The organism is Bacillus cereus group sp. MYBK216-1 (genome assembly GCF_051916495.1).
Taxonomy (GTDB): domain Bacteria; phylum Bacillota; class Bacilli; order Bacillales; family Bacillaceae_G; genus Bacillus_A; species Bacillus_A thuringiensis_K.
In genome coordinates this window covers 872,029-897,661 of sequence record NZ_JBQAGT010000001.1, presented here as the reverse complement: position 1 = coordinate 897,661, position 25,633 = coordinate 872,029, and the positions used below count along the sequence as shown (strand labels likewise).

The window sequence follows — 25,633 nt, the reverse complement described above, 5'->3', positions numbered from 1 at the left end:
TACTTCACCCCCTACTATTCAATATAGGCAATTTGATCCACAACAATTTCTGGTGCTAATTCACTAATACAAAGTACTTGTGCTTCCACTTGATAACGTTCTAGCAGTCTTACAATCGCAAATCTAAAATCTTTTCTACGTGTTAATAACACTGGCTCTCTTCCCATTAAACGTGCTTGCTTAAAGACGCGCTGCACTTGCTCAACGACACGTGTTTCTAAATCTAAATCCCAGTTTAATAAGTAACCTTGATATGAATTATTCACAACATCCGCATCTAACTCAATTGAATCAGAGAAGAGCGCTGCATATATTTTTCCGTCCGGATTTTTCGCATTTTCACAAATAACTTTTGAAATACATTCACGAACAAATGATGTTACACCATCAACGTGGTTTTGATAAATTTCTTTGCCGTCAATAATACCTTCAATAATTGTTGGTAAATCCCGAATAGAAATACCTTCTTTTAGAAGTTGTTTAATAACATTTTGAACGAGTGATAAATCAATTTCTTTTTTCTTAATCTCTTCTAATAGAACGCCATTATCATTTTCAAGCGAGTTAATTAAGTCTTTTACATGTTGGCGCTGAATTAATTCGTGAAGATTACGTCTAACGACAACATCTAAATGTGTAATTAATATGCTAAGTGGCTCTAAAACTTGATAGCCTTTCATTTGTGCATCTTGCACCATATGCTCTAAAATCCAATATCCATCTTCACCGAAAATTGGATCTTTCGCTGGCTCTGCATCTAAATCAGCCATTACATTTGGTGTTTTTAATGCTAATAAATAACCTGATTTTAAAACACCTTCAGCCGCCTTCGCACCTTTAATTCGAATAATGTAACGTCCGCGTGGTCTAAAGCTCGTATTATCTTTAAAATTAATTCCAGGAACATTAATACCAAGGTCAGTAATAATTGACTTCCTCATAAGAACAACTTTATCACGGGCTGTTTCCCCGTTAATTTTCTGCTTTACAAGTGCTGCTAAATCTAAACCGAGTTCTACTATAATTGGATATTTGTCCGTAAATACTGCGAATGAATCTTCCACTTGTTGCAGTTGCTCATCTTCGCCTTGGATCATTTCTATTTCTTTTTGAAGCTCGTCTTCTTTTTCTTTCTTTATTCGATTTTTATTACGAATTCCTAAGAAGATAATTGTTCCGCCAACGAGTGCGAATGGTAGAAACGGTAGCGGAGTAAAAATACCCATTGCGATAAATAAACCACCAAGCGCATATACAACGACTTCATGCGCTAATAACTCTTTAAAGATACCTTCTGTTACTGTATCCGGTGAACCGTCAAATACACGCGTTACGATAATACCAGTTGAAATCGCAAGCATAAGCGATCCAATTTGGTTTACGATTCCGTCACCGACAGTTAACTGTGTATAATGAAGAGCCGCATCCGCAAAGCTCATCCCTTGCTGCATCATTCCGACAATTAAACCGAAAATAATGTTTACGAATAAAATGACAATCCCGAAAATAACGTCCCCTTTAATGAACTTTCCGGCACCATCCATCGCCCCGTAAAACTCTGTTTCCATATTTAATTTTTTTCGTTTTGCTTGTGCATCTTTTTCTGAAATAATACGCTGGTTTAAATCAGCATCGATAGACATTTGTTTCCCTGGTAAAGAATCAAGTGTAAAACGAGCTGCAACTTCAGCTGTACGAGACGCACCGTTTGCAACAATAAACTGGAATATGATTAATACTGTAAAAATAACGATACCAATTAATAAGTTTCCGCCAATTACGAACTGGCCGAACTCTTCAATAACATGACCTGCATTTCCATCTGTCAAAATCGCTCGCGTCGTCGAAACGTTAATCGATACGCGGAAAATCCCGATTAATAACAGCATCGTTGGAAATGACTTTAATTCATCCCACTCGTTAATACTTGTCGCTCGCATATAAATAAGCACTGACATACTTAGTAGAAAAACGATAATAATATCAAGTATAAATGGTGGAAGTGGAATTAAGAGCGCCACTACGAATGACGCTGCTAAAAAGATAGAAAAATAGGTTCTTGCAGAATCTATCTTAAACAAAGAGATCTCCTCCAAACGCGCTATTATACTTCAAGTTCATTCGTCTGAATTAAATAGCGCATAACTTCAATTACAGCTACATATAAATCTTCTGGAATCGTCTCATCTTCCTCGACTTGATAATATAAAGAACGAGCAAGCGGACGGTTTTCCACCATTGGTATTTCTTGTTCACGGGCAAGCGTTCGTATATATAACGCGAGCTCATCTTCCCCTTTTGCAACGACAATTGGTGCTGCATCAACGTGTTTATTGTAACGAAGTACGACCGAAATATGAGTCGGGTTGTTTACAATAAACGTTGCGCCATCCATCTTCTTCGCAATTGTTCCTTGCAAGATTGCATGCATAAAGTTTTTTCGTTTCCCTTTTACTTGCGGGTCCCCTTCATTATCTTTATGCTCTTGTTTCACTTCTTCTTTTTTCATCTTAATATCTTGCTCGTACTCCCATTTTTGATAAATGAAATCAATAATAGAAAGAACGATTAAAATAATTAAAATTGCTAAGAAAATAAATTTAATTTGCCTAATAATTTCAGTAAGTGACGCAGTCCAGTTAAATCCAATCATGCTCACGATTTTCTCTAAATTCTTTTTAAAAAGAACGTAAGCGACGTAACCGATTAATCCCATATAAAACAGTGATTTCAAAATATCTACTAAACTTTTACGACTAAACAGTCTCGTGAAATAGTTTTTCGGATTAATACGTGATGCTTTCGGTTTAATGACTTTAGAAGAAAATAGGAACCCGACTTGAATCATATAATTGAATAAATGAAAAGCGTATACGAGTATTAATATCGGAGCCGATACTTTCAGTAATAAAATCCCCATTAAATAAAAATACTCGGTTGAATCTGTATTTTTTCCAATTTGATCAAACAGCACCGCTACGGAATTCGCAATCTCATACCCTAGCCAATCTCCGAAGAAATAAACGACAACTGCTAATACGAGAATGGAAAATAAATTATTTAAATCTTTACTCCGGGCAATATTCCCTTCTTCACGCGATTTTTTACGCTTCTGCGGGGTGGCCTTTTCTGTTTTATTATCCTTTGCCATGCGCGTCCCCCTACTTCGTTAAGAAAAAGTTAAATAGTTTCGTATACTCTTCAAGTAATACATCCGTCATATTTTTAAACACATAACCGAGCATCGGTACACTCATCGCAATAAACAAAATACCGCACGTAATTTTAATTACGTATGCATTCATAAAAACGTTTAATTGCGGAGCGTTTTTTGCAATTAAAATTAGAACAAAGTTAATGATGAATAAACTTCCCATAAGCGGAAGAGCAATTTCAACCGCTGATGTGATCGCAAATAATAGCGTTGCGAGTAGACTATCTAAAAAACTAGTCGTCAGCAATTTTGAAATCGCCTCTGTATATTGAAACGACTTTAAAATCGTGGCAACGAAATAATTAATGCCGCCAAGTGAAATAAAAATAATGAGAAAAAATATATCAAAAATGGTTGATAGTAAAGTAGACTGTGAGCCCGCATTTACATCAAACAAACTTGCTTGTGATAAACCGATATCAAAGTCTAAAATATGCCCGGCCATTTTCGGAATGTTCCACAGCATTTCTACAATTTTTGAAAGTGATAATCCAATTACAATTTGCGTTCCTGCATAAGCTGCAACGTCCCAAACTGTCTTGATGTGAGAGACATCCACTTGATCAGCCACTGTAATTGAAAGAGCAAGTCCAACTGTAACCTTCGCCATTGCTGGAATGGATCGTCCTGAGAAAAACGGTAAAAAATATAAAAATGAAGTAATGCGGCAAAACGCAAAAAACGTTGCCGCCCATAATTCCATATTCATTTCAGTTCACCTATCTTAGTACGAACGCAATAGCGATGGGATTTTATCAAATAAATCTAAAATAAGTGTCGTTAACTCTTGGAACATCCACGGACCTAAAATGATAATAACGAGGACAATACTCGCCATTTTCGGTAAAAACGTCAGCGTTTGCTCTTGAATTTGCATCATCGCCATAATGACAGCGATGATAATAACGACAATCATACTTACGCCGGCAACCGGCATTAAAATCATAACCCCTTTATAAAAAAAGGTTTGAAAAATATCTATAATTGGTGACGTATTCATTTATATGACTCCTATCACATAGCATCAAACGCTTCAGGCGACCGTTTTAAACATAATGTCGACGATTTTTGTATATCCACCTAAATATACGAAAACGAGTATTTTAAACGGTAAACTTAAAATCATCGGCGGTACCATCATCATCCCGAGGTACATTAAAAGTGTACTAATAATCAAATCTATAAATACAAACGCTAAATAAATGAACATCCCTGTTAGTAAACCTTTTTGAATTTGCGTTAACGTAAAGGATGGTACGAGCGTAAATAGTGAAAGATCTTTCAAATCTTTCGGCAACTCTTCTCCGCGTACTTTCAGCATCATTTTTAAATCATGCTTATACGTATGCTTTGACATATATTCTTTCATAATAGGAGCTGTCGTTTCCGCAGCTTGACTTACTGTTATTTTCTCTTTCGTCATCGGATCCCACACATCACTCTTCAGTTGCCCGAGTACAGGCTGCATCGTAAAGAGTGATAAAAATAATGCAAGTCCAACAAGCACTTGGTTTGGTGGTAAATTCATTACCCCAAGTCCTTGACGTGTAATCCCTAGAACGATCATAAAATAAGTAAAATGTGTAAATAATAGAACGATAGAAGAAGATAATGATAAAAGGGTAACGAGCGCAAATAGTTGTACACTTGAATTACTCGTAAACTCTTTTCCATTTTCGAAATTAATAAAACCGTTCGGGGCTGCATACGCTGGATTTACAAAAATAATTGAAAAAACGATAGAAAATACGAAAATAACGGCTAATAATGATAACTGTTTCTTTATTCTCATGATGGATCCTCTACTTTTTTCGTTTCACTCTTCACCGCGTCTTCTAGTGCTTGTTGAAACTGATTTCCTGTTCCGGTTAATTGCACAGACTGCACACCGTTATTACTAATAACAGTGAACACTTGCTTTCCGTCCACTTCAAATAAAAAGGCACTCGTTTGATGATTTAAATACACACCGTCTTTTACTTGAATATGGCCATTTTCACCCTGCTTAAAAAACTGCTGTTTGCGCGTCTTTTTCGTCATATAATATGCACCGTAACCGAGCGCACCAAACAGTAAAACGACTTGAAATAAGGTCGTCATATACGACATATGACTCCTCCTCTACTCTTTATCTTGCATTTGACTTTGCGCTTTCATAAGCGCCGCTTGTTTTTTATCAGCTTCAATTTCAGAAATGATAATACCGAATTTCTCGTCCATTACGATTGCTTCACCGATGCCGACTTTCATATTACTTAAATACACATCTACTTTATGTCCTAAGTTTTTCTCTACTTCAAGAACATCGCCAACTTTTAACTGCTTTACATCACCAAGCGTAATAGATGACTTTCCAAGCTTTACACCAAGTTCAATCGAAATATCTGAAACAGTATCGATATGTGCTTTACCTGCTTCATTTCGCTTTCCTGCAAAATCTTCTAATCCCATTAATGACACGGGAGATACTTCATGCTTCATATGGATCCTCCTACTCTACAAAACTTTTAAATAGGAGCGCCTTACGCGTTCCATCTTTTCCAATAAAACAATTAAATTTATGCTTTCCATCTACATAACCAAGTAATTCATCCGAAACTTTCGTATGAAGCGGAATAATATCGCCTTCTTCAATTTGTTCAATCTCACTCATTGTCATTTTCTGCTCACCAATTGCAACGTGAACAGGTTTGTACACTTGATTTACTTTCATTTCCACTTCAGACGTATACTTTTTACGCTTGTCTGAAGAATGTTCGACAATATTTTCAGACGTTAACTTATCCATAATTTCTTCAACAGATAAGAATGGAATTCCGATACGCACCGTCGTATTCCAAAAATCTGTTTTCATATTTACGTTAAGTAATGAAATGATATCGCTCGCTGTCGTAATCTTTAATGCATTCGGATCTGTTTCCGTCGTTACAAATTTCGGTTCAATCGCAACAACACTTTCAAATGATTGCTCTAAATTTTTACAAAGAAGCAAGAATATATTATCAAGCGTTAAAAACTCAAACGCTGTTAACGGTCTGCGCATCGTAAAGTTACGCTTACTATCTCCGCCAAGCCAACATTCATGAATATAAATAACGAATGCTAAATCAATCTCAATAACAATTTCTCCAAGCTCTGGTAAACCGAGATCAATTACGCAATATAAATAATAATCTTTCGGCATTTTCTCCACATATTCACTCGTAAATGGAACTTGCTCAACTGTTGAAGGTTCTAGTTCAATTGGAATACGCATACGCGCTGATAACGTCTGTGACGTCTGCTTTCCAAACGTAGAAGCAATCGCTTGCAAACTACGTAAATGCTCAACACCGAACTTCTCTGGTCTATTAAAATCATACTCTTGAAATTTCTCTTGCTTTCCTGCTTCTTGTGCGAAAGCTGGCATTTCCTCGCCTTCATTTACCGCCTTCAGCAGGGCATCAATTTGCTCTTGGCTTAATTTTTCGCCACTCATGACAATCCCCTTCCCTACCTTTTCAATTCAACGATTTCAACGTACATCTTTCCATTCTTCGTCAAAATCTTTCCGGTTCCAATCTCTTCATTCTCAAGCATAAGACGCACCGTATTTTTCGTTGAATTTTCAAGACGATACAATGTACCTTTCGTAATATGAAGCAGATCTTCAATTTTCTTTTTCGTATTTCCGATTTCAAAATAAATTGTTAACGGAATATCATCTTGTAATTTCAAATCTAGCCAACTCCCATATCATGTTCACGAAAATTTCATGTTCTCTCTATATATGAAACTTCTTATTTTGAAACGTCGATATTTAATATTTTTTTAATATATCCTTGCGTTTCTTTAAATGGCGGTACGCCTCCGTACTTTCTCACATTCCCAGGACCAGCATTATAAGAAGCAAGTGCCAATACTAAGTCGCCGTTATTTTTCTTTAAATAACCGCTTAACTCTTTCACGCCACCTTCAATACTTTCAGCTGGTGAAAAGGGATTCTTCACACCCATCTCCTTCACATTCGCTGGCATAAGCTGCATAAGTCCCATCGCACCGGCATGTGACACCGTTTTCGGATTAAAATTAGACTCTACTTCAATCATTTTTTGAATTAACGTTTTTGGAATTCCATATGTACGACTTACTCGATCAATAATATCCTCATACTTGCCTTCATTGGAAGAACGTATTTTTTGAATATTATACTTCTTCGTTAATTCCCACGTATCAGCGGCCTCATTTTTCGTTTCTGGGAAACGTCGTTCAAACTCTTTTTGCGCAACTTGCACTTCATCTGCTTTCTTCGTTTCAGCCTTTTCTTCAAGCTTACTCGCTTCCTCTACTTTATTAATAGTTTCTGCCGGTTTATTAACAACCGCTTCTATTTTCGTAGATTGTACCGGCTGACTCATATCTTCTATGTTTGCCGGCTGCGTAGTAGCCTTCGTCTCCTTCGCAGGTTCATTCTGCAACTTCTCTTGAAAACGACTACTAACGAATGCTTGTGGACTACTTAGCTTTTGCTGAATTTGCCCTTTCTTATATGCAAGCACTTCTTTTACTATATTTCCAACTATCATAATATCACCTTTTCGGTAAACAAAGATAATCTAATATTAGAGTTTTTTTTTAAAGTTTGCAATAATCCTTTTAATAATTATGTAATAAAAAAATGAATATATTGTTAAACTGTTATTTTTTTATATTTATTAATTCGAATTTTTAGTTGACACCCGCTATGACAAGGATTACAATAAATCTCGAAATTGATTTTTTCGCATATTACCGTTTTTCAATTTGCAGAAAAGTCAATATAAAAAAATGGGGGTTCTTAAAATGAGAATTAACACAAACATTAATAGTTTACGTACGCAAGAATATATGCGTCAAAACCAATCAAAAATGAGTACTGCTATGGATCGTTTATCAAGTGGTAAACGTATCAACAACGCTTCTGACGATGCAGCAGGTCTTGCAATCGCAACTCGTATGAAAGCTCGTCAAGGTGGCCTAAACGTCGCTGCACGTAACACACAAGATGGAATTTCATTGATTCGTACTGCAGATTCAGCTTTAAACTCTGTATCTAATATCTTACTTCGTATGCGTGACCTTGCAAACCAATCTGCAACTGGTACAAACACTGATACAAATAAGGTTGCTCTTCAAAAGGAATTTACACAATTAAAAGAACAAATTAATTATATCGCAGCTAATACACAGTTCAATGATAAAAACTTATTAGATGGATCTAGTGACCAAATTAAAATTCAAACTTTAGATTCTGATGATGCAAGCAAACAAATTGAAATCAAGTTAAACAGCTCTACACTTGATGCGTTAAAAATCAAAGACTTAGCAATCGGTAGCGAAGGTGCATCTAAAACACAACTTGAAACATTAACAAACAAAATGGATGCATTAAAAACAGTAAAAGCAGCAGATGTTTCGGGAATGAAAACTGCTGTTGACGAGGCTAAAACAGCTTTTGAAGCAGTAAAAAGTTACATGGCGCCAGCTGATGTAGCAACACTTGAAGGTAAATTTAAAGATTTTGATGGTAAATCTGTCGCTGCAGATCAAGAGGCTTCTGCAAAAGCAATTCAAACTTCTTTTGATACAATTTCCAAATCAGCAACTATGCCTAAAGCTGCTGCTGATGCTGACGCATTAGGTGCAGTAAAACAAATCGACGTAGCCCTTAAAACAATCGCTGACAATCAAGCAACTTTAGGTGCTACATTAAACCGCCTTGAATTCAACGTAACAAACCTTAAGAGCCAAGAAAACTCTATGGCATCTTCTGCTTCTCAAATCGAAGACGCTGACATGGCGAAAGAAATGTCTGAAATGACTAAGTTCAAAATCTTGAACGAAGCTGGTATCAGCATGCTTTCTCAAGCAAACCAAACTCCACAAATGGTTTCTAAATTATTACAATAAGCCATTTGAGTTAGTTTCCTGAATAAACCTCTCTGCTTGCGGAGAGGTTTATTTTTTCTATATAGATAGATTGAAAGATTTTTTTAGCTTAAAGAGAAGCTTTAGCCATATTTAGTAGCGGTCAGGGCCTATTTTATTCTCGTTCCGTGTATGAAAACAAAAAGATAAAGTGAGCATAAGTTTCTTTTTCTCTTCATAACCGTTTATTAGCTTTAGAACACTGACTATATCAATCTATAAGGAGTGTCTATTATGCGTATTGGTACGAATGTTTTGAGTATGAATGCTAGGCAGTCGTTGTATGAGAATGAGAAGCATATGAATGTGGCGATTGAGCATTTGGCGATTGGTAAGAAGTTAAACCATGCTTCTGATAATCCTGCGAATGTTGCGATTGTGACTCGTATGCATGCGAGAGCAAGTGGTATGCGCGCGGCGATTCGTAATAATGAGGATGCGATATCGATGCTTCGCACGGCGGAAGCTGCCCTTCAAACTGTGACAAATATTTTACAGCGTATGCGTGATTTAGCCGTTCAATCTGCGAACGGTACAAATTCAAATGCAAACCGTCATTCGCTGAATAAAGAGTTTCAGTCTTTAACAGAACAAATTGGCTATATTGGCGAGACGACTGAGTTTAATGATTTATCTGTATTTGACGGTCAAAACCGCCCTATTACATTAGACGATATCGGTCATACGGTAAATATGACGAAACATATTCCCCCTTCCCCTACACAACATGACATCAAGATTTCAACAGAACAAGAAGCAAGAGCGGCAATTCTTAAAATCGAAGAGGCTTTGCAAAGTGTGTCATTTCATCGTGCCGACCTTGGTGCAATGATAAATCGTTTACAGTTTAATATTGAAAATTTAAATAATCAAAGTATGGCGTTAACAGATGCTGCATCTCTAATTGAAGATGCAGACATGGCGCAGGAGATGAGTGATTTTTTAAAGTTCAAATTATTGACTGAAGTTGCACTTAGTATGGTTTCACAAGCGAACCAAATTCCGCAAATGGTCTCTAAACTACTACAATCATAAAAATGAATCTGCCTTCTTTGGAACGATTCCATACAAAACAAAAGGGAAATACATATAAACTATGTATCTCCCTTTTATTTTGTACCCAAATTTTATTACTGTGTTACCGTCATAACTTGTCCGCTACGGTCAACCATTATTTTCATTTTACCGTCTTGTGCATTATATAGCCCTAGTTTATGTAATTCCATTTTACAATCTTGTACGAAAGTTGGTAATTTACGAATTTGATCGATATCAGAACTTGTAATGAAATGAATTAAAAGCTGCGTCATGCCTTTAATATCTTGTACAAGCTCTTCTTTCTCTCGTTTTAGCCTTTCATTTTCTAGTTGTAACGACTGCAATTCACCTTCTAAGCTACGTGTATTCTTTGCTTCTCTAGAACGCCCTGCTGCCATGCTAGAAAGCTTATAAATACCTTCCATAAACTGATGTAGTTCGTCTTCTTTCCTTTCACTACATTGATTAATCGTTTCAAAGTTATCAACGATACCAGATATAACTGTTACAAGATTTTTTTCATCCTCTTTGTGCTGAATTTCACCTTTTAATTCGTACTCGTTTTCTTGTTTTCTTGCAACGATTGTCTCTTTTACTGGTATATATTTTCGCTTTCGTCCTGGTTTTTGTTTTTCAATATTTTCAAACGGTATTTCACATTTTTTCAATTTATAATACGTATTTTGCAATTGACTTTCTGTTTTTGGAAAAAGATTTAGTTCATTTTTACTTACGTATTTTGAAATATTTAAAATGTTTAAACCGTGACGTTGACAAAATTGATACACTTCATACAGTAGCTCTAGTTCAGACTTCAGCCATGTAATTGCTGATTTTTCATATGCTCGCATCCCGCCATTTTTTTCTATATCTATTTGAAATAATACCATTCTATTATGTAAATCAACTAATTCTTCATACTTTACTTGGAATTCTTTTTCTATTTTTTTAAATTCCACCTCTAGTTGCATATCGTTCATTTTATTATTTGACATGTTTTGTAAAAGACCTAATACATTAATTGCTGTATGGTGATACATAATCTGTGCCACTCCCCCTCATCCTTTCACAATTCTCATCTGACTCCCATGTCTTTTAAGAAAATAGCAATTTTTACATATCCATATTATAACAGTTCGAAATTATCTGTCAAATAATAAACATACAAAAATGTATAGAAAGTATAAAAATTTGGAAAATGTTTTTTATTAATATGCAAAATTGCATATTAATTACATTTAATTATATTATATGGTATTTTGAATATTTTTTCACCGAAAAAATTTGCGCTACCACGAAATGTTACTAAAGTAATCAAAAAAATACGTTCACTTATATTTTTAAATTAAAAATCTCTAAATAAAGATTATTCACACATACAGCGACAAACACCCAAGAAACCTTTCATTTTTCTACCAGCTTAAAGTATAGAATACTAAAAAGGAATTAGCCATATGTAGCATTGGCTAATTCCTTCCTCTCTCTAACAGAATAGAGTTATAAACCCAGTCTTCAAATCCTCAATCGAAGTCTCACTTCTTCTAAAGCTATCTCGGCGGCTCTCTCGTCCCATTTACCTAAAAAACACTCCATATCTCTGGTCTTACATCGCATGGGTCTCTATTAGGTACTGACCGCTGCCACACATAGCTAGTTCCTCTATTCCAGCTAAAAAAGTACTTTTCTTACAACACTAACTTATCAACTAAACCAATTAGCTCTTGAATATCTGGCTTACTTACTTGAGCATTTGCTCCTACAGCTTCACCTTTATGGAATAATTCATTTGTAATTAATGAAGAGAAAATAATGACTGGTAAACGATTCATTACTTCACTATCCTTAACCACTTTCGTTAAATGATGTCCATCCATTTTTGGCATTTCAATATCCGTAATTAGCAAGTGAATATGTTCAAACATTTTTTCGCCTTGCTCTTTCGCTAATTTTTCAATTTGCGCTAACGCTTCTGCACCATTGCTGAAGAAGTTCATTTTCGTATATCCAGCTGATGATAATGTTTCTTCTAATATTTGGCGAAGCATTGCTGAATCTTCTGCAATATAAATTACTTTTTCAGCTCGATCTGTTTTTTGTTCTAACCCTGCAATTGATTTATTGTCATAACCAGTGCCGCTAATTTCACATACAATTTTTTCATAATCTAATAGTAAGATGATTTTGCCATCTAGTTTTACAATACCAGATGTCGTTTCTTCTAGTCCCATAGATAATGAAGCTGGTTCATCAATTTGTTCCCACGAAATACGTTGAATACGATGTACTTCATCCACGCGGAAAATAACTTTCATTTGGTTTAATTCTGAGATGATAAATTTCGTTTGATCAAGTGGCTTTGTTGACTTTAAATTAAGAGCCATTGCCAAGTTAATAACAGGTAAAATTTCACCACGTACTTGAACAACACCTTCAACTGCATGATGAGATTCTGGCACAGTTGTAACAGGGAATGGATTAATGATTTCACGTACTTTCATAACATTAATACTAAATAGGTTTTCACCAACAGTATACGTAACAATCTCTAATTCATTTGTTCCGCTTTCTAATAAAATACTTTGTGCTTGTGACATAAAGGTGTCGCTCCCCTTCCATTAATTCCGTATATCTAATTATTAAGCTTTATAAAAGAGAAAAAGTCAACTACCTATATAAAAAATATAGATAGTCGAACGATTCATTTTATTAAAAAACAATTAATCTTGTATAAACGAAGCAAGTGCTTCTAATAACACTTCTTGCGCTCCTACAATTTCTGTCGGCATTGCTTCCCATTGTTTCGAAAGCTCCGTCTCTACTCTTATTCTCAGCTCAGAATTCATTTCTGCTAGCACATATTCTTTCGTTGCTATATCAACATCAAGTAGCGCGAGTGCATATAATTCCGGGTCATTTATTTTTTCGAATAATCGTTTTAATACTACCGGTGCTATATGTTTTAATTTTTCAATATGAATTTCCTTATCCGAAAATAGTAACTCATATTGAATAAACGTAACATTTTCTTTAATCACTTTAAAATAACAATTATTTTTTTTATCATTCACAAAATAACCGTTTGGATCTGCAATAATACTCTCTACTTTACGAATTAAATCTGGCAAACTATTCGCCGCCATTACAGTTCGCTGCTCAACCTCACTCGGCGAAACGAATGTAACGCGATACTTATTTTGCGCCATCCTCCTCACCTCTCCTTTTATAGAAATTCAGTCTAATTGTATACTACAACTACCTTAAATTAACTTAAAACTATTTTATATTACCACTTCTTACACTACCACACTACTCTAGTAACGCTACATATCTCTGGTCTTACACATCGGTCGGGACTCTATTAGGCACTAACCGCTCCAAAACAACGCTTGGTCCTCTCGTCAACCCTAAAAAGAGCTTTTAAGATCTTTTTAAGAACTTTTCAATAACTCTATGTTATTAAACCAAAACGCTATCTGCTGATCCGTAATATTTGGCAACATAACAAAAAACTCACGACACTTCATCTCATCCTTAAACAGTTGATACTTCCAAACGCTATCCCTACTACCAACACTTATGAAATAAAACTCATGGATACGGCCAATGATTGCTTGTTTTTCGCCAAATGAATACGGAGGCACTTGCTTAATTTCAAATTGATCTGGTAAATATACATGCTCTTCTCGTTCTATTTTTAATACTTGCTCGGCAAGTTCACGTTTATTTTCGAAAAAAGGCAATTGTAAAATTCGCTCTTGTCTTGTCATACGAATAAAAAACCCTTTCTACTCCATTACATTTTTTCCATGCGATATATTATCGAATTAAGTTTACAACTTCATTTAATACTTCATCTGAAACTTTAATTACTTTCGCATTTCCTTGGAATCCGCGTTGGTATAACATTAAGTCAACGAATTCTACAGATAAATCTACGTTAGCACCTTCTTGTGCACCACCGCGTACTTTACCTGCACCGTTTTGACCAGATGTACCAAGAGCTAAAATACCTGTTGTATTCGTTGCTGTATAGTTACCATTACCTGTTTTCATTAGTCCGCCTTCGTTCGGGAACATCGCAACAGCTAATTGACCTGCAGATTTCATACTTCCATCAGAATATTTTACCATTACGTATCCACCGTCAGCAATGAAGCAATCTTTAACCGTCGCTGCTGCTCTACCATCTACGTCTGTTACTGATAATGTTTTATCTGTTGGATGATTTGTTAAATGGCTTAAGTCTAATTTTATAGAACCGCCATCAAATGGAATATTGGCTCCTTGCTCTTTCGGATTTGGATTTCCAACAGCATCAAATGTCATATTACCACCTGCACCTGGAACATCTTTAAACTCTGTTTCTTTTTTCGAGTCATTGCGCATTTGTACTTTATATGTATAGTTATGTTCACTCGTTTGTTTAAACTCTACACGCATTGTCCATGTATTCCCCGCATTATCATATACAGGTAAATCTTGTGTAATTTGTTTTTCACCAGTTGGAATATTCCCTTTAATTGTCCCTTTCGATGTTCGAATACCACCAATTGCTGTTCCCATTGGAATTTGCAACGGTCCTGGAATTCCAGATAAATCAACTTCACCAGTTGCCTCATTTGCAGGGTATGCAAACACGTATTGACCTTCAGTATTCGTAATATAGTAATCTGAAGATATCCCAAACGTACCTTTACGAGTAAATTCCATATTTCCGCCTTTTGAATCACCTACAACGAAGAAACCATTACCTTCCATTGCTGCTTGTGTTTTGCCACCTGTTAACGTAATTGTACCATCACTATAATCCGTAACCGTACCACTCATTTTCACACCGTTACCAATACTTTTCGGATTCGTTCCTGCGTATTTACCGTCACCTTTTGCACCAATCGAATTGTTATATAGTAAATCATCAAACATTGCTTTTTGTTTTTTATAACCTACTGTTTGTGCATTGGCAATATTATTTGAAGTTACACTTAATGCATTTTGTGTTGCATTCATCCCTGTAATACTTGTATATAACGCTTTAATCATAACGTATGGACACTCCTTATGAATTTGTATTTTTTACTTCTTCAGTTACTTTTTGATCGTCTTTCTTTGCGTCTTCTGGGTTCGTTTCCCCAATCGGTTTATCAGACACTCTCTCAACGAAACGAAGAGAGACAACTTTATTATTAATAACGAGCTGTACATCGTTATTTTCCGCAAGACGAACCGTTTCTACTTGACCGGTTACTTTGTTTCCGTCACCGTCAACACCTCTTACGTATTTCCCTAAAAACTTCATTCCACCATCAAGTGCTGTTGAATACATCGTTGATTGCAGCTTATCTACCGCTTTCGTCATATTCTGCACTTGTTCCATAAGAGATAACTGCGCTGTCTGATTCATCATTTGATTCATATCCATCGCATTAAATGGATCTTGATGTTGGAAACTTGATAAAAACAATTTTAAGAAATCATCTTTCCCCATTACCCCAGGAGTCTTTTGCGCTCCTGCTGAAACTCCATTACTTTGTTGCACTGGCGATTGTACACCATTAACAGGTACATTACTTTTTTGCGCTCCTGCTTGTAACGGAATATGATTTGTACTCGTTGTATTTAATCCAACTGTTGGCACGCTTTATTCCTCCAATAATCCCGCAAATTCTGTTGATTGTTGTTTTTCATGATTTGTATTTGCTAATTTCTGTTTTTGCCTTTGCTCTTGTTCTCGCTGTTCTTTACGATTTTCATCTTTATCTGAATAGCTAATTTGAATATTGATTTCTTTTTCTTTTAACTTTAATCTCAATTCATCAAAAATGATTTCAACACGTTTTTTCGCATCGTGTTTTTCCATTTCTACGTGAACGTCAATTTGATCTCCGTGTTTTTTCATAAACACTGTTAATGTACCAAGTTTTTCTGGATTTAACTGGAATAAAACACGTTCTTGTTTCACTACAAATTTTTGCAGCGCTTCTACTTGCGCTTCCATTTTCTTTCCTAAGTCAGGTAATGAAACTTTCTCAGCACCACTATTTGATTTCCCTATTTGTTCGGTACTCGTCGTTTTATTTAATAATTCTGCACCTGCAGAGCTCGAATCGTTTAATGCATCAACTTCTGGCAACTCTATCTTTGCATCATCGCTCTCAGCTTTCGGAAGATCTACGTCTTTAAACTCTTCTTGTTTCTTTGCAATATTACAAGTTTCTGTTTCTACAGCCTTCAATGCTTGCATCGCTTGCTCTGGCATCTTCATTTTGTCTAATACCATTTGCATTGTATCTTCTAAACATATAGCATTTTTGATATTCATATTTGAAAGAAGTTCTTGTAATTGTTGTAATTCAGCTGCAGGTAATTCATTAAGTTTAATATTGCCATATTCTTTATATAGCTCTTGTATTTTTTGTATGTATTGATATAACAATTCCGGCTGGACATGTAATTGCTCAATTGCAACCATTTGCTCAGATACAGCTAATAACAACTGTTCTGTCTCTTTTTTTTCTTCTTTCTTTACAATAGGTTCTTCTTCCGTTACCGATTTTTTAGAAAGAATATAATCTTTTCTCTCTTCTTTTGGTGCTTCTTCTCGTTTCGTTTTCTCCGTTTGCGGCTGTTTTTTATTTTCCATTCTCATCGTACGATCGAATGAAGAATCTTCATTTTTTGATTGTACTTCTAGCCCTTTTTCTTTTTGCGGAGGTAAACTTTGTTGCACCGGTAATACAGACTGTATCACTACATTCACCTCATCCATTCATACACATTTTCAAATCCAGAAGCATTTTTTCTTCCAGCTTTTCTTGTGCTTTCGCAAGCTTTTTGCAATCTTCTTGATACATCTCATCAATGACACGTTCTTTTTCTTTTACTTGCTCTAAAAGGCTTTCATTTTTTTGAATAAAACCTTCCGTTTTTTTAATTTTTCGATTCCATTCTTCTATTCTTTCAGGTGAAAACGTATGTGAAGAAAGCATGCCAGCCATAATACGTTGCCCAGTTTGTACGACTTTACTACGCGATTTCACAACATATAAATCATATTCTTTTTTTTGTTCTATTTTTCTTTTTTCAGCTGTTAATTCATACACTTCTTTTAAAATATGTTCTTTTTCTTGATTTATTTGCAATTTTATTGTGTCGTACTGCTGTTTATCCACCTGTTTTCATAACCCCTTTCTATTATAACGTTCTCTTTTTCTATTATATAGTTTTTTCCAAAAAAAATCTGTGAAATATTAAAAAACAAAAAAATAAGACCTCTTATGCAGAGGCCTTATACTATATGCTGTATCGCTTCAACGATATCATCAAATTGGAAACTATCCGATCGACCTTGCTTTAAAAATGTATTTATGCCTTCTACTTTATTTTTACATTCAAAAATATAAGCATTTTCTTCATTTTGTTGAATCGTTCCTAGCTTAAAATACAATTCATTTTCTTTATAAATTGATAAAATCTTTCTCATTTCATTTGCAAGTTGCCAATGATGTGGCGAAACAATTTCTTCCATAATCCTACTTACTGAATCTAATACTGAAATTGCAGGATAATGACTAAGCGTTGCAAGCTCACGCTTTAATACGATATGTCCATCTAAAATACCACGTGCTAAATCTGGTACAGGACCATTTAAATCGTCCCCATCAACAAGCACCGTATAAATACCTGTTATAGATCCCTTTTGTGTTTTTCCGGAACGCTCTAACAACTTCTTCATATAACTTTCCATTAATAGTGTTTTACCACCAATCGGTAACTCTTTAACAGCAATATCAACACTTCTTCGTGCATCGGCAAAACGAGTAACAGAGTCCATCATAAGTAATACGTTATTGCCTTGATCACGGAAGTATTCAGCAATAGACGTTGCAAGTTTCGCTGCACGAAGTTGCATAAGGTGACTTTCATCTGACGTCGCTACAACAACGACGCTTTTTCGCATACCTTCCTCGCCTAACTCTTTTCGAATAAAGTCTTTTACTTCCCGGCCACGTTCTCCTACTAAACTAATAACATTTATATCAGCTTTTGCATTTTTTGCTATCATTCCAAGTAAAGTTGATTTACCAACACCTGACCCAGCAAAAATACCAATCTTTTGACCGATACCAATTGTTAGCATAGAATCAATTGATTTTATTCCTGTTTCAAATACATCGGTAATCTCTTCACGTTCAAATGCATGTATAGGCGGTGCATCTAGTTTTATTTTCTGTAATGGAATGTTTTCAGCTTCCTCATTTAACACTTCACCATTTGCACTTAACACTTTTCCGAGCAAGTGATTACCACGTGGTACAACAACATCTTCTGAAACTAATGTCACTGAATCTCCATAACATACTTTTTCTGTCTGTTCAAATGGAAGAAGCATATTATTTTCCTTTTCAATGGCAATCACTTCACATAAGACGTTATGTTCTCCAACGAAGCAAACATCACCAATCTTCGCTTTCGGCCCTTTTGCTACGAAAAACTGTTCTTGTACACTATGAACTTTGCCTACTTTCGTATACAGCGGTGTTTCAATGAACTTATTCCATTTTTCGTTCTCATTCATTAACAGGCGGCTCATACATTTTGCTCCTCAAATAACTTCTCTTCTTCCCATTTCTGACGAAGTTTCGCAAATATAGGTGCAAATTTAAATTCAAAGAACTCTTTCTCTTCTTCCAGAACAAATTCACCAAACTGCAGGGAGAAATCATATTTCCATTCTACTAATTGTAGTAACCAATATTCTTTCGTATTTTCCTTCTCTTCTTGAATACGTTCAAACGTTTCTGGATGTACTGTAATGATTAATTTTTCAAACGAAGTTGGCAATGTTTGCACGATGCCAGTTAAAATAGGTAACACATCAAGCAATCGTGAATCTACCGCTTGATTCACGATTTTTTCTGCTAGATGAAAAGATTGATCCCATAATAACTCTGTCCATTCATATGCTGTTTCTTGTTGTTCTTTTTGAAATTGCACACGCGCTGCTTCCATCTGTTCCATTTGCTCATGAATATGCATTTGAAATTGTTCTTTATCTTGTAATAACTGCTGCCGCTCTCGTTCTAGCATTTGCTTCTCTTGCCTTAGCTGATTCATTTCCATATGTAACGATTCTTGCTGGGCGCGAAGTTCTGCATGATCAGCTTGTAATTCTTCCTCTTCTATTTGAACTGAAGCTGGTTTTGGAAATTGTAATTCATACGTTTCTTCAGAAAAAGAAACAGAATTCTTCGGAATTCTGTTTTTAAATAAGGACATCCTCTTCACCTCTTTGAACGATAATTCTTCCTTCTTTCTCTAGCTTTTTCACTGTACCAGTGATCGTTTGCTGCGCTTTTTCAGCATCCGTCATCTTAAGCGGTCCTAAGCCATCTAATTCTTCTAGAATCATCTCTTTACGGTTTGAAGACATACATGTAAATAATTTCTCTTTAATTTCTTCTTTTGCAATTTTAAGTGCTTTCGCAAGAACACCGTTATCTGTAATTTCTTCTAATACACGGCGAAGCGCAAGATCTTCAAGACCAAGTAAGTCTTCAAAGACAAACATATTTTCTTTAATTTTCTCAGATAACTCATAATCGACTTCATCCAGCTTTTGAAAGACTGTTTTTTCAACACCTCGTGAAACATTATTTAAAATATTTACGATTGTTTTCAAGCCATCAGTTTTATTAATTGCACTAAATGCCATATTATTTAATTTCGATTTTAACAACTCACCAATTTGATTAATTAACTCACCATCAACTTGTTCTAGTTTCGCTATACCCATTACCGTTTCAACGCGCTTATGATCTGGCAATCTCTCAATTAATTGAGACGCAAGTTGCGGTTTAATATAAGAAGCGATAATTGCAATTGTTTGTGGTGACTCATCATTAAGCACTGTAAGAAGTGGCTCTAAATCTGTAAGTGAATTTAAGAACTCAAACGGATTATCTTTGTTATACCAAAGATCTTCCAATAATTTTTCCAGTTCGTCTTCTGGCATGTTTTTAAATATGCGACGAATGTATTCTTTATCTGGAGTGACTAAGTTCAATTCTTTTACATTTAGTTCATATAAGAACTCTCCTAGTACATTTTCTAACGTTTCTGGTTTGTATACACGAAACTTTGCGATTTCACGAAGTAATACTTCTTTTTCCTCAGCTGTCATATATTCAATGACTTTTGCTGCCACCCCTTCTTCTAATGTACGAATAAGGATGGCAGCTTTTTCTTTGGAGGAGATTTCATCTAACATCGTTGTTCCTCCCTTACTGTCCGTTTAACCATTTTTTAATTACTTTTGCAGTTCCTTCTACATGTTCTTTCGTAGCATCCTGCACTTGTTCATCTAACGTTGGTTCTTTCGGTTCTTCTGGTTCAGGTTTTGGCTCTGGCACTATTTTTTCTTCAGGAATTTCCAAGATACTTTCATTACTTGCAGCAATTTCCTCTTCTGCTAAGTATTCTTCATATTCCTCTTCTTCTTTCTTTCTCTTACGTCTTGCTAATAAGAACCATACTAGGCCACCGATTGCTAATAAGCCAGCTGTAATTCCACCGAATAACCACCAGTTCATACCACTTTTTTCTGGCTCTTTCTCTTTTTCGGCTTTCGGCTGATCGAACTGAACAGTTACAACGTTAACTTGACCATTTATAAAGTTACCGTTCGGATCAGCTTGAAGTCCTGCCGATGTTCCGATTGCTTCTTTAAAAGTTGTCATATCAATTCTACGTTTTACTAACGTATCATTATCTACCCATACAACAACATTCGTTTTCGTTAATTCTGGGTGTTTCTTAATTGTTTCAACTGTTTTATCTATTTCATAATTTTCAATTTTGTTGCCATTTTTATTATCGTAGACAACTTTACCATTTTGATTATTGTTCGTACCGTAATTTGGCACTTCACCGTTAGCTGTAATACCAGCACCTTGCTTCGTATCTGCCCCTTCTTGCGCAGTAGAGCTTTCCTCTTGCTCTTGTTTACTACGAAGTACACCTTTATCACCATACTTCTCTGACTGACGTGTAACTTCATCGTAGTTTACAGATACTTTCGTATTCACTTTATATTCATTCGGTTTAAACATCGTCATTAACGTTGCATCAATGTCTTGCTTTAATTTACCTTCAAGTTGGTGCTGCATCTCTACTTCTTTCTCATAAGAAGAGGAACTACTAGAATGTGCTTCATCTGCTCCTTTTGAGATAACACCTTTTTTACTATCAATAACACTTACTTCTTCTGCTTTCACACCAGGAACCGCTGCACTAATCATTTGCTGTATACCTGCAACTTGATCAGCTGTTAACAATTGTCCACGCTTCACTCCAACGGTAATCGCCGCTGTTCCTTTTGCTTTTTCTTCATCAAAAATTGTCTCTTTTTCAGGCAATGTAATTTGAACATTTGCCGTTTCAACTGTCGCAAAATTTCTTACAATATCTTGCTCCAATTGCTTCTTCGTACCGACAATTTGCTTCATTTTTTTATCTTGTTCACTTGAACCGAGAGAACTTTCTAATAAAATTTCTTCACCGCTTTTCGAATTAAACGGTAAGCCCATCCCATTCATTTCTTTTCGAACCCATGGAGCATCATTCTTTTGCACACGAATTGAACCATCGGCCGCTAATTGGTAATCGACACCTAACTTCGATAATTCTGCTGTAATCTCTTGTTTATCTGCATCATTTAAATTTTGATATACAACAACATATTTATCTGGCAAGGTGAAGTATAAAAGTGCTCCTGTTACAATCGCTAAAAGCGCAGCACCGATTACTAACTTATGCCACGTTTTTAACGATTGGATAACATTTTTCATCTTTTCCATTTAAACACACCCGTCCACTTTCCTAAATTTGCATATTAATTAGTGACTTATAATTTTCAATAAGATTATCACGTACGAGAGCAGCTGTTTTCATTTGAGACTCAGCTTTCTTTTGCTGGATTAAAACGTCATGTGTTTCTCCTACCCCTTTAGTTAGTAAATCATATACTGCTGTTTGCGCATTGTTTTGCGTTTGATTCATATCTTCCAATAAATCAATAAACTTTTTCTCCGGAGCTACAGATGTTTGAGAAGTTTTCGGTGCACCAATTGACTGAATTGCTCCAAATGGTTGTGTATGTAACATTGGTTGAATTTTCATATTACTATCTTCCCCCTTATCCTCGGCCGATTTCTAAATCTTTATCAAGCATTTTTTTATTCGCATTTAATACACTCGTATTCGCTTCATACATTTTTTGAGCAACCATTACATTCGTCATTTCAGCAGTTACATCAATATTGGGATAACGTACATATCCTTCTTCATTTGCGTGCGGATGCGTCGGATCATACACTAAATTTTCCGTTTTGTCTGCTTCAATACTTTTTATTTTTACTCCGTTAGTAGGAGCCCCATCTAACATACTTGCAAAACTATTGTTTGATTCTAGCACCACACTACGCCGCTCATATAAATCTGCCCCCGGAGCCGCCGTCGTATTTGCATTTACAATATTGTTAGAAGTAACTTCCATCCACTTTCTCGCTGTCGTTAGTCCTGAGCCACTTGCATTAATTGCCTGAAACATCCGTTGTCTCTCCTTCTACTTTTAACGTCCGCGTGCCGCTTGGTTAATTGCATATTGTGTATTAATTGCGTTAACTGAAATACCGTATAACTGATTTGCTTTCATTAAATCTAGCATTTCTGTCGTTACATCCACACTATTTCCGTCTTTATTCGTTTGCATTGATTTTGTTTGAATCTTTGCATATGTATTTTTCGTATTTACTGTCGGCAAGTGCATTTCATTCGTTTGATATAAATCTGGATTACTCTTTAAATCAGCCGCATTGTTTTTATATAACGCACTACTTTTATTCATCTGCTCAGCAAATGTTACATCTTGTGCTTTATAGCCAGGTGTATTCGCATTTGCAATATTACTAGAAACCGTATTTCGTTTCGTCACTAAATAATTCATATAATGGCTTACATCACTCACTAAATCTGGCATATTCCACACCCTTCCTTTTCTAACTTAATGATCCACTGATAGAAGTTTCACTTCATTATTTATTTTCTTATATGCATTTATTAAAATATTTACTATTATGTACCCTTACATATTTTATTCCATTTTTTCATTGTTGTCTTTAGAAAAATATAAAAATATAAAAAAGAATGCAAAAAACTGTATACACACAGTAATCTATAGAACATTTCAATATATAAACTAAAGTCCATTTTTCTATTATTTAGATTACAATTATTATTTCATCACAGTCATAAAATGAAACCTCAATCAGCGGGTTCTTTATGTAAACGAAGGAATAGACCCCCTTTTAAAAGGGGAACCTGTTTCCAGACGTTATTATTAATATTTACCGTAAAATGAATTAGCCTTCATTCGCCCATCATTTGTCATAATCATTTCTTCCAAAATCTTTTGCTTATCCCGAATATGCTGTGCTGCCTTAATAATGAACGGGCTTACTTCTGCTGCAACTTGTGCACGCGTTTCTTCATCCAATGTCATCATCCAGCGATTTAACATCTCACTCTTCTCAGCAAACTCTCTGTCTGACACTTGCAATTCACCGATTTCATTAAAACAGCTGACAAACGTCCGATAAATATCATTGTTCATTTTCAAGTGCTCCGCGGTAACCGTCTATTAAATCTTGTAACACTTTCACAATTGCATCAATATCTTTCGCTTCACGCGTTACTTTCATCGTTTGAATTTGAATGCTAATCCAATCATATAAACCATAGAGACTATCATATAAATCTTTCGTAATTTCAGGATTTAATTGAAGCTTTAGTTCTTCAAAAATACGTTCTAATTTTTCAAGAAGTGCGTCCCCTTCTTGTAGTTTAAAAGTATGTAAAAGTTCTTCTAAATTACGAAACTCTACAATACATCTTTCATAAATATAAATTGTATTTTTAATCGGATTACTCGTCATAATATCATTTTGCATATAACGTTGCCATGCTTGCATACGATCACTTCCTCAACTTTCATTAATCATCACTTTTTTGTTTTGTCATTGCTTTAATTGTTTTTAGTTGGCTATCAAGCGCTGCTAATGTACTCTCTAGCTTTTGATACTTCTTCACAATTTCATCTTGCTTTTGCAAGTTTTGCGTTTCAATATCTTTAATCTTTTTATCTAAATCACTTACACGTGAATCAATATTTTTTACACGTTCTCCAACTACACCTTTATCACCGAATATTTTATCAAGTGGTTCTTCCATCATTTTTCCTAAACCGTTGGAACTAAAGAAAAATTGCTTCGCTGCATCAGGTTTTTCTTTTAATGCTTGTGTTAATTTTTCATCATTAACTTCCATCGTTCCATCTTGCTTTAATTGAATACCGAATGTGAATAAATAATTACCATCTTGAGAAAATGTTGCAACATTGTTCATCGCTTGACGTACGCTTTGCATAATTACCTGCCCTTGGAAAACTCCATCTTTCCCAGCAAAAAGGTCAACTGTAGAAACTGCTTTATTATACTCTGCTACCATCTTTTTAATAATATTGGCTGTGTCTGTTACATTAGAATCACTTACCGTAAATTTTAATTCTACACCTTTTGTTTTTGGATCTGTTGTTGTACCGGCATCTGGTGTCCCTTCTACTTTCGGCTCAGTTACTTTTAACAATTCAATTTTCACACCCGGAAGAGCCTCAATTGTATTAGTAAAACTTTCAGCTTCAATACCATTAATACTATATTTGGCATTTTGTGCTTCATTGATTGTATTAAGCGCTGTGCCATCCGCATTAGCTAAACCAATATCTTGAAATAGTGTAGATGTGTTCCCCTCAAACTTAATTACTCCATCTGTTCCTTCTTTTTTCGAGGTCATGAAAATTTTATTTCCAAGTGTATAAGCTGATACGCCATAATCTCCATCATTAATCTTATTAATTAAATCTTTATATGTCATATCAGTTGTTACTTTTAATTCTTTACCGCCTAGTTTTAATGTTTCATCTTTAGGAAGCTTCGCATTTATATCTTTAATGTCATTTGAAGCTATTTGATGACGCTGCGCAAGCTGTGTAATAGTCATATTAAAAGTTCCTGCAATCGCCCCACCATCAGCTTTCACATTAATGTAGCCGTCTTGTGTTGTCGTTACTTTTTTCTCATTCCCTTTAAAAGCTGCTAAATCTTTAAACACTTGAGTAAAAGGAGTAAATTGTGTCTTTAAACTTGCATATACTTGTTTATCTTGCGTAAGTTTTTGCTTCTCAGTAGTATACGGTGTTTTTCTCATATCTAACGCTTGCATCTCTAATTCTACTAGGTTAGAAGTATCGATCATATTATTTCCGAGGTTCCAAATTTGTTGTCTACCACCAATACCTGTCATCGTTGTTCCTGCCATTTT

General features: G+C 35.3%; 30 protein-coding genes. 2 read left to right on the top strand and 28 right to left on the bottom strand.

Annotation, left to right across the window (positions count from 1 at the left end):
* Positions 1-14: 14 nt before the first annotated feature.
* From flhA to ACTFRH_RS04745, 10 genes are all read right to left on the bottom strand, one after another.
* Positions 15-2,081, bottom strand: coding sequence for a flagellar biosynthesis protein FlhA (flhA, locus tag ACTFRH_RS04790; protein WP_000472533.1), 2,067 nt, complete (start codon positions 2,079-2,081; stop codon positions 15-17).
* A 23-nt stretch (positions 2,082-2,104) separates the two neighbouring features.
* Positions 2,105-3,151: a flagellar type III secretion system protein FlhB gene (gene flhB / locus ACTFRH_RS04785; RefSeq protein WP_001040114.1), complete on the bottom strand. Its 1,047-nt coding sequence runs from the start codon at positions 3,149-3,151 to the stop codon at positions 2,105-2,107.
* Positions 3,152-3,161: 10 nt separating this feature from the next.
* Positions 3,162-3,923 carry a flagellar biosynthetic protein FliR gene (locus tag ACTFRH_RS04780; protein ID WP_001055718.1) on the bottom strand — a complete coding sequence of 254 codons (762 nt, stop codon included), beginning with the start codon at positions 3,921-3,923 and terminating at the stop codon, positions 3,162-3,164.
* Positions 3,924-3,938: 15 nt separating this feature from the next.
* Positions 3,939-4,214 (bottom strand): flagellar biosynthetic protein FliQ, encoded by a 276-nt coding sequence (locus ACTFRH_RS04775; protein ID WP_001098085.1) that lies wholly within the window; start codon positions 4,212-4,214, stop codon positions 3,939-3,941.
* A 33-nt stretch (positions 4,215-4,247) separates the two neighbouring features.
* Positions 4,248-5,006: a flagellar type III secretion system pore protein FliP gene (locus ACTFRH_RS04770; RefSeq protein ID WP_001220582.1), complete on the bottom strand. Its 759-nt coding sequence runs from the start codon at positions 5,004-5,006 to the stop codon at positions 4,248-4,250.
* Complete coding sequence (locus tag ACTFRH_RS04765; protein WP_000121176.1) at positions 5,003-5,323, bottom strand: hypothetical protein; 321 nt, start codon at positions 5,321-5,323, stop codon at positions 5,003-5,005. The genes ACTFRH_RS04770 and ACTFRH_RS04765 overlap by 4 nt, the downstream gene beginning before the upstream one ends.
* 12 nt (positions 5,324-5,335) lie before the next feature.
* A complete protein-coding gene (gene fliN / locus ACTFRH_RS04760) occupies positions 5,336-5,695 on the bottom strand; it encodes a flagellar motor switch protein FliN (RefSeq protein ID WP_000680010.1) in 360 nt (119 codons plus the stop codon).
* A 10-nt stretch (positions 5,696-5,705) separates the two neighbouring features.
* A complete protein-coding gene (gene fliM / locus ACTFRH_RS04755; RefSeq protein WP_000012356.1) occupies positions 5,706-6,692 on the bottom strand; it encodes a flagellar motor switch protein FliM in 987 nt (328 codons plus the stop codon).
* A gap of 14 nt (positions 6,693-6,706) precedes the next feature.
* The gene (locus ACTFRH_RS04750; protein ID WP_000775712.1) at positions 6,707-6,931 is read right to left on the bottom strand and encodes a flagellar motor switch protein FliN; all 225 of its coding nucleotides are present in this window, start codon (positions 6,929-6,931) and stop codon (positions 6,707-6,709) included.
* Positions 6,932-6,993: 62 nt separating this feature from the next.
* Entirely contained in the window at positions 6,994-7,779 is a 786-nt protein-coding gene (locus tag ACTFRH_RS04745) for a lytic transglycosylase domain-containing protein (protein ID WP_000635221.1), read from the bottom strand.
* A gap of 256 nt (positions 7,780-8,035) precedes the next feature.
* Between ACTFRH_RS04745 and ACTFRH_RS04740 the strand changes: the two genes are divergently transcribed.
* Together ACTFRH_RS04740 and ACTFRH_RS04735 are read left to right on the top strand one after the other, a co-directional pair.
* Positions 8,036-9,142, top strand: a complete 1,107-nt coding sequence (locus ACTFRH_RS04740; protein ID WP_001222328.1) for a flagellin N-terminal helical domain-containing protein — start codon at positions 8,036-8,038, stop codon at positions 9,140-9,142.
* Between the two features lie 252 nt (positions 9,143-9,394).
* On the top strand, positions 9,395-10,195 hold the full coding sequence (locus ACTFRH_RS04735; RefSeq protein ID WP_001219685.1) for a flagellin N-terminal helical domain-containing protein: 801 nt from the start codon (positions 9,395-9,397) through the stop codon (positions 10,193-10,195).
* A gap of 95 nt (positions 10,196-10,290) precedes the next feature.
* On the opposite strand, the gene ACTFRH_RS04730 is transcribed toward ACTFRH_RS04735, so the two are convergent.
* From ACTFRH_RS04730 to ACTFRH_RS04645, 18 genes are all read right to left on the bottom strand, one after another.
* Entirely contained in the window at positions 10,291-11,238 is a 948-nt protein-coding gene (locus ACTFRH_RS04730; RefSeq protein WP_000274680.1) for a DNA-binding domain-containing protein, read from the bottom strand.
* Positions 11,239-11,883: 645 nt separating this feature from the next.
* The gene (locus ACTFRH_RS04725; RefSeq protein WP_000075943.1) at positions 11,884-12,792 is read right to left on the bottom strand and encodes a chemotaxis protein; all 909 of its coding nucleotides are present in this window, start codon (positions 12,790-12,792) and stop codon (positions 11,884-11,886) included.
* Between the two features lie 123 nt (positions 12,793-12,915).
* Positions 12,916-13,401, bottom strand: a complete 486-nt coding sequence (locus ACTFRH_RS04720) for a hypothetical protein (protein ID WP_000068335.1) — start codon at positions 13,399-13,401, stop codon at positions 12,916-12,918.
* A gap of 225 nt (positions 13,402-13,626) precedes the next feature.
* A complete protein-coding gene (locus tag ACTFRH_RS04715) occupies positions 13,627-13,965 on the bottom strand; it encodes a DUF3964 family protein (protein ID WP_000198171.1) in 339 nt (112 codons plus the stop codon).
* Positions 13,966-14,014: 49 nt separating this feature from the next.
* On the bottom strand, positions 14,015-15,238 hold the full coding sequence (locus tag ACTFRH_RS04710) for a flagellar hook protein FlgE (RefSeq protein WP_000588321.1): 1,224 nt from the start codon (positions 15,236-15,238) through the stop codon (positions 14,015-14,017).
* 16 nt (positions 15,239-15,254) lie between these two features.
* Positions 15,255-15,833, bottom strand: coding sequence for a flagellar hook assembly protein FlgD (locus ACTFRH_RS04705; RefSeq protein ID WP_001143460.1), 579 nt, complete (start codon positions 15,831-15,833; stop codon positions 15,255-15,257).
* A gap of 3 nt (positions 15,834-15,836) precedes the next feature.
* The gene (locus ACTFRH_RS04700; protein ID WP_000616454.1) at positions 15,837-16,946 is read right to left on the bottom strand and encodes a flagellar hook-length control protein FliK; all 1,110 of its coding nucleotides are present in this window, start codon (positions 16,944-16,946) and stop codon (positions 15,837-15,839) included.
* Positions 16,947-16,956: 10 nt separating this feature from the next.
* Positions 16,957-17,367, bottom strand: coding sequence for a hypothetical protein (locus tag ACTFRH_RS04695; RefSeq protein ID WP_000360855.1), 411 nt, complete (start codon positions 17,365-17,367; stop codon positions 16,957-16,959).
* Positions 17,368-17,483: 116 nt separating this feature from the next.
* A complete protein-coding gene (gene fliI / locus ACTFRH_RS04690; RefSeq protein WP_000088695.1) occupies positions 17,484-18,788 on the bottom strand; it encodes a flagellar protein export ATPase FliI in 1,305 nt (434 codons plus the stop codon).
* Positions 18,785-19,474: a FliH/SctL family protein gene (locus ACTFRH_RS04685; RefSeq protein ID WP_000051691.1), complete on the bottom strand. Its 690-nt coding sequence runs from the start codon at positions 19,472-19,474 to the stop codon at positions 18,785-18,787. Before ACTFRH_RS04685 ends, fliI begins: the two co-directional genes overlap by 4 nt.
* Positions 19,461-20,465: a flagellar motor switch protein FliG gene (gene fliG, locus ACTFRH_RS04680; protein WP_000883364.1), complete on the bottom strand. Its 1,005-nt coding sequence runs from the start codon at positions 20,463-20,465 to the stop codon at positions 19,461-19,463. Before fliG ends, ACTFRH_RS04685 begins: the two co-directional genes overlap by 14 nt.
* 13 nt (positions 20,466-20,478) lie before the next feature.
* Entirely contained in the window at positions 20,479-22,053 is a 1,575-nt protein-coding gene (locus tag ACTFRH_RS04675; protein ID WP_000413934.1) for a flagellar M-ring protein FliF C-terminal domain-containing protein, read from the bottom strand.
* 22 nt (positions 22,054-22,075) lie between these two features.
* On the bottom strand, positions 22,076-22,375 hold the full coding sequence (fliE, locus tag ACTFRH_RS04670) for a flagellar hook-basal body complex protein FliE (RefSeq protein ID WP_000701670.1): 300 nt from the start codon (positions 22,373-22,375) through the stop codon (positions 22,076-22,078).
* Positions 22,376-22,391: 16 nt separating this feature from the next.
* Positions 22,392-22,805, bottom strand: a complete 414-nt coding sequence (gene flgC, locus ACTFRH_RS04665; protein WP_000484680.1) for a flagellar basal body rod protein FlgC — start codon at positions 22,803-22,805, stop codon at positions 22,392-22,394.
* A 21-nt stretch (positions 22,806-22,826) separates the two neighbouring features.
* Positions 22,827-23,234 (bottom strand): flagellar basal body rod protein FlgB, encoded by a 408-nt coding sequence (flgB, locus tag ACTFRH_RS04660; protein WP_001113109.1) that lies wholly within the window; start codon positions 23,232-23,234, stop codon positions 22,827-22,829.
* A gap of 360 nt (positions 23,235-23,594) precedes the next feature.
* Positions 23,595-23,867, bottom strand: coding sequence for a hypothetical protein (locus tag ACTFRH_RS04655; RefSeq protein WP_001058088.1), 273 nt, complete (start codon positions 23,865-23,867; stop codon positions 23,595-23,597).
* A complete protein-coding gene (locus ACTFRH_RS04650) occupies positions 23,857-24,225 on the bottom strand; it encodes a flagellar export chaperone FliS (protein WP_001149532.1) in 369 nt (122 codons plus the stop codon). The genes ACTFRH_RS04655 and ACTFRH_RS04650 overlap by 11 nt, the downstream gene beginning before the upstream one ends.
* A 22-nt stretch (positions 24,226-24,247) precedes the next feature.
* Positions 24,248-25,630 (bottom strand): flagellar hook-associated protein 2, encoded by a 1,383-nt coding sequence (locus ACTFRH_RS04645; protein ID WP_000929308.1) that lies wholly within the window; start codon positions 25,628-25,630, stop codon positions 24,248-24,250.
* Positions 25,631-25,633: the final 3 nt, after the last annotated feature.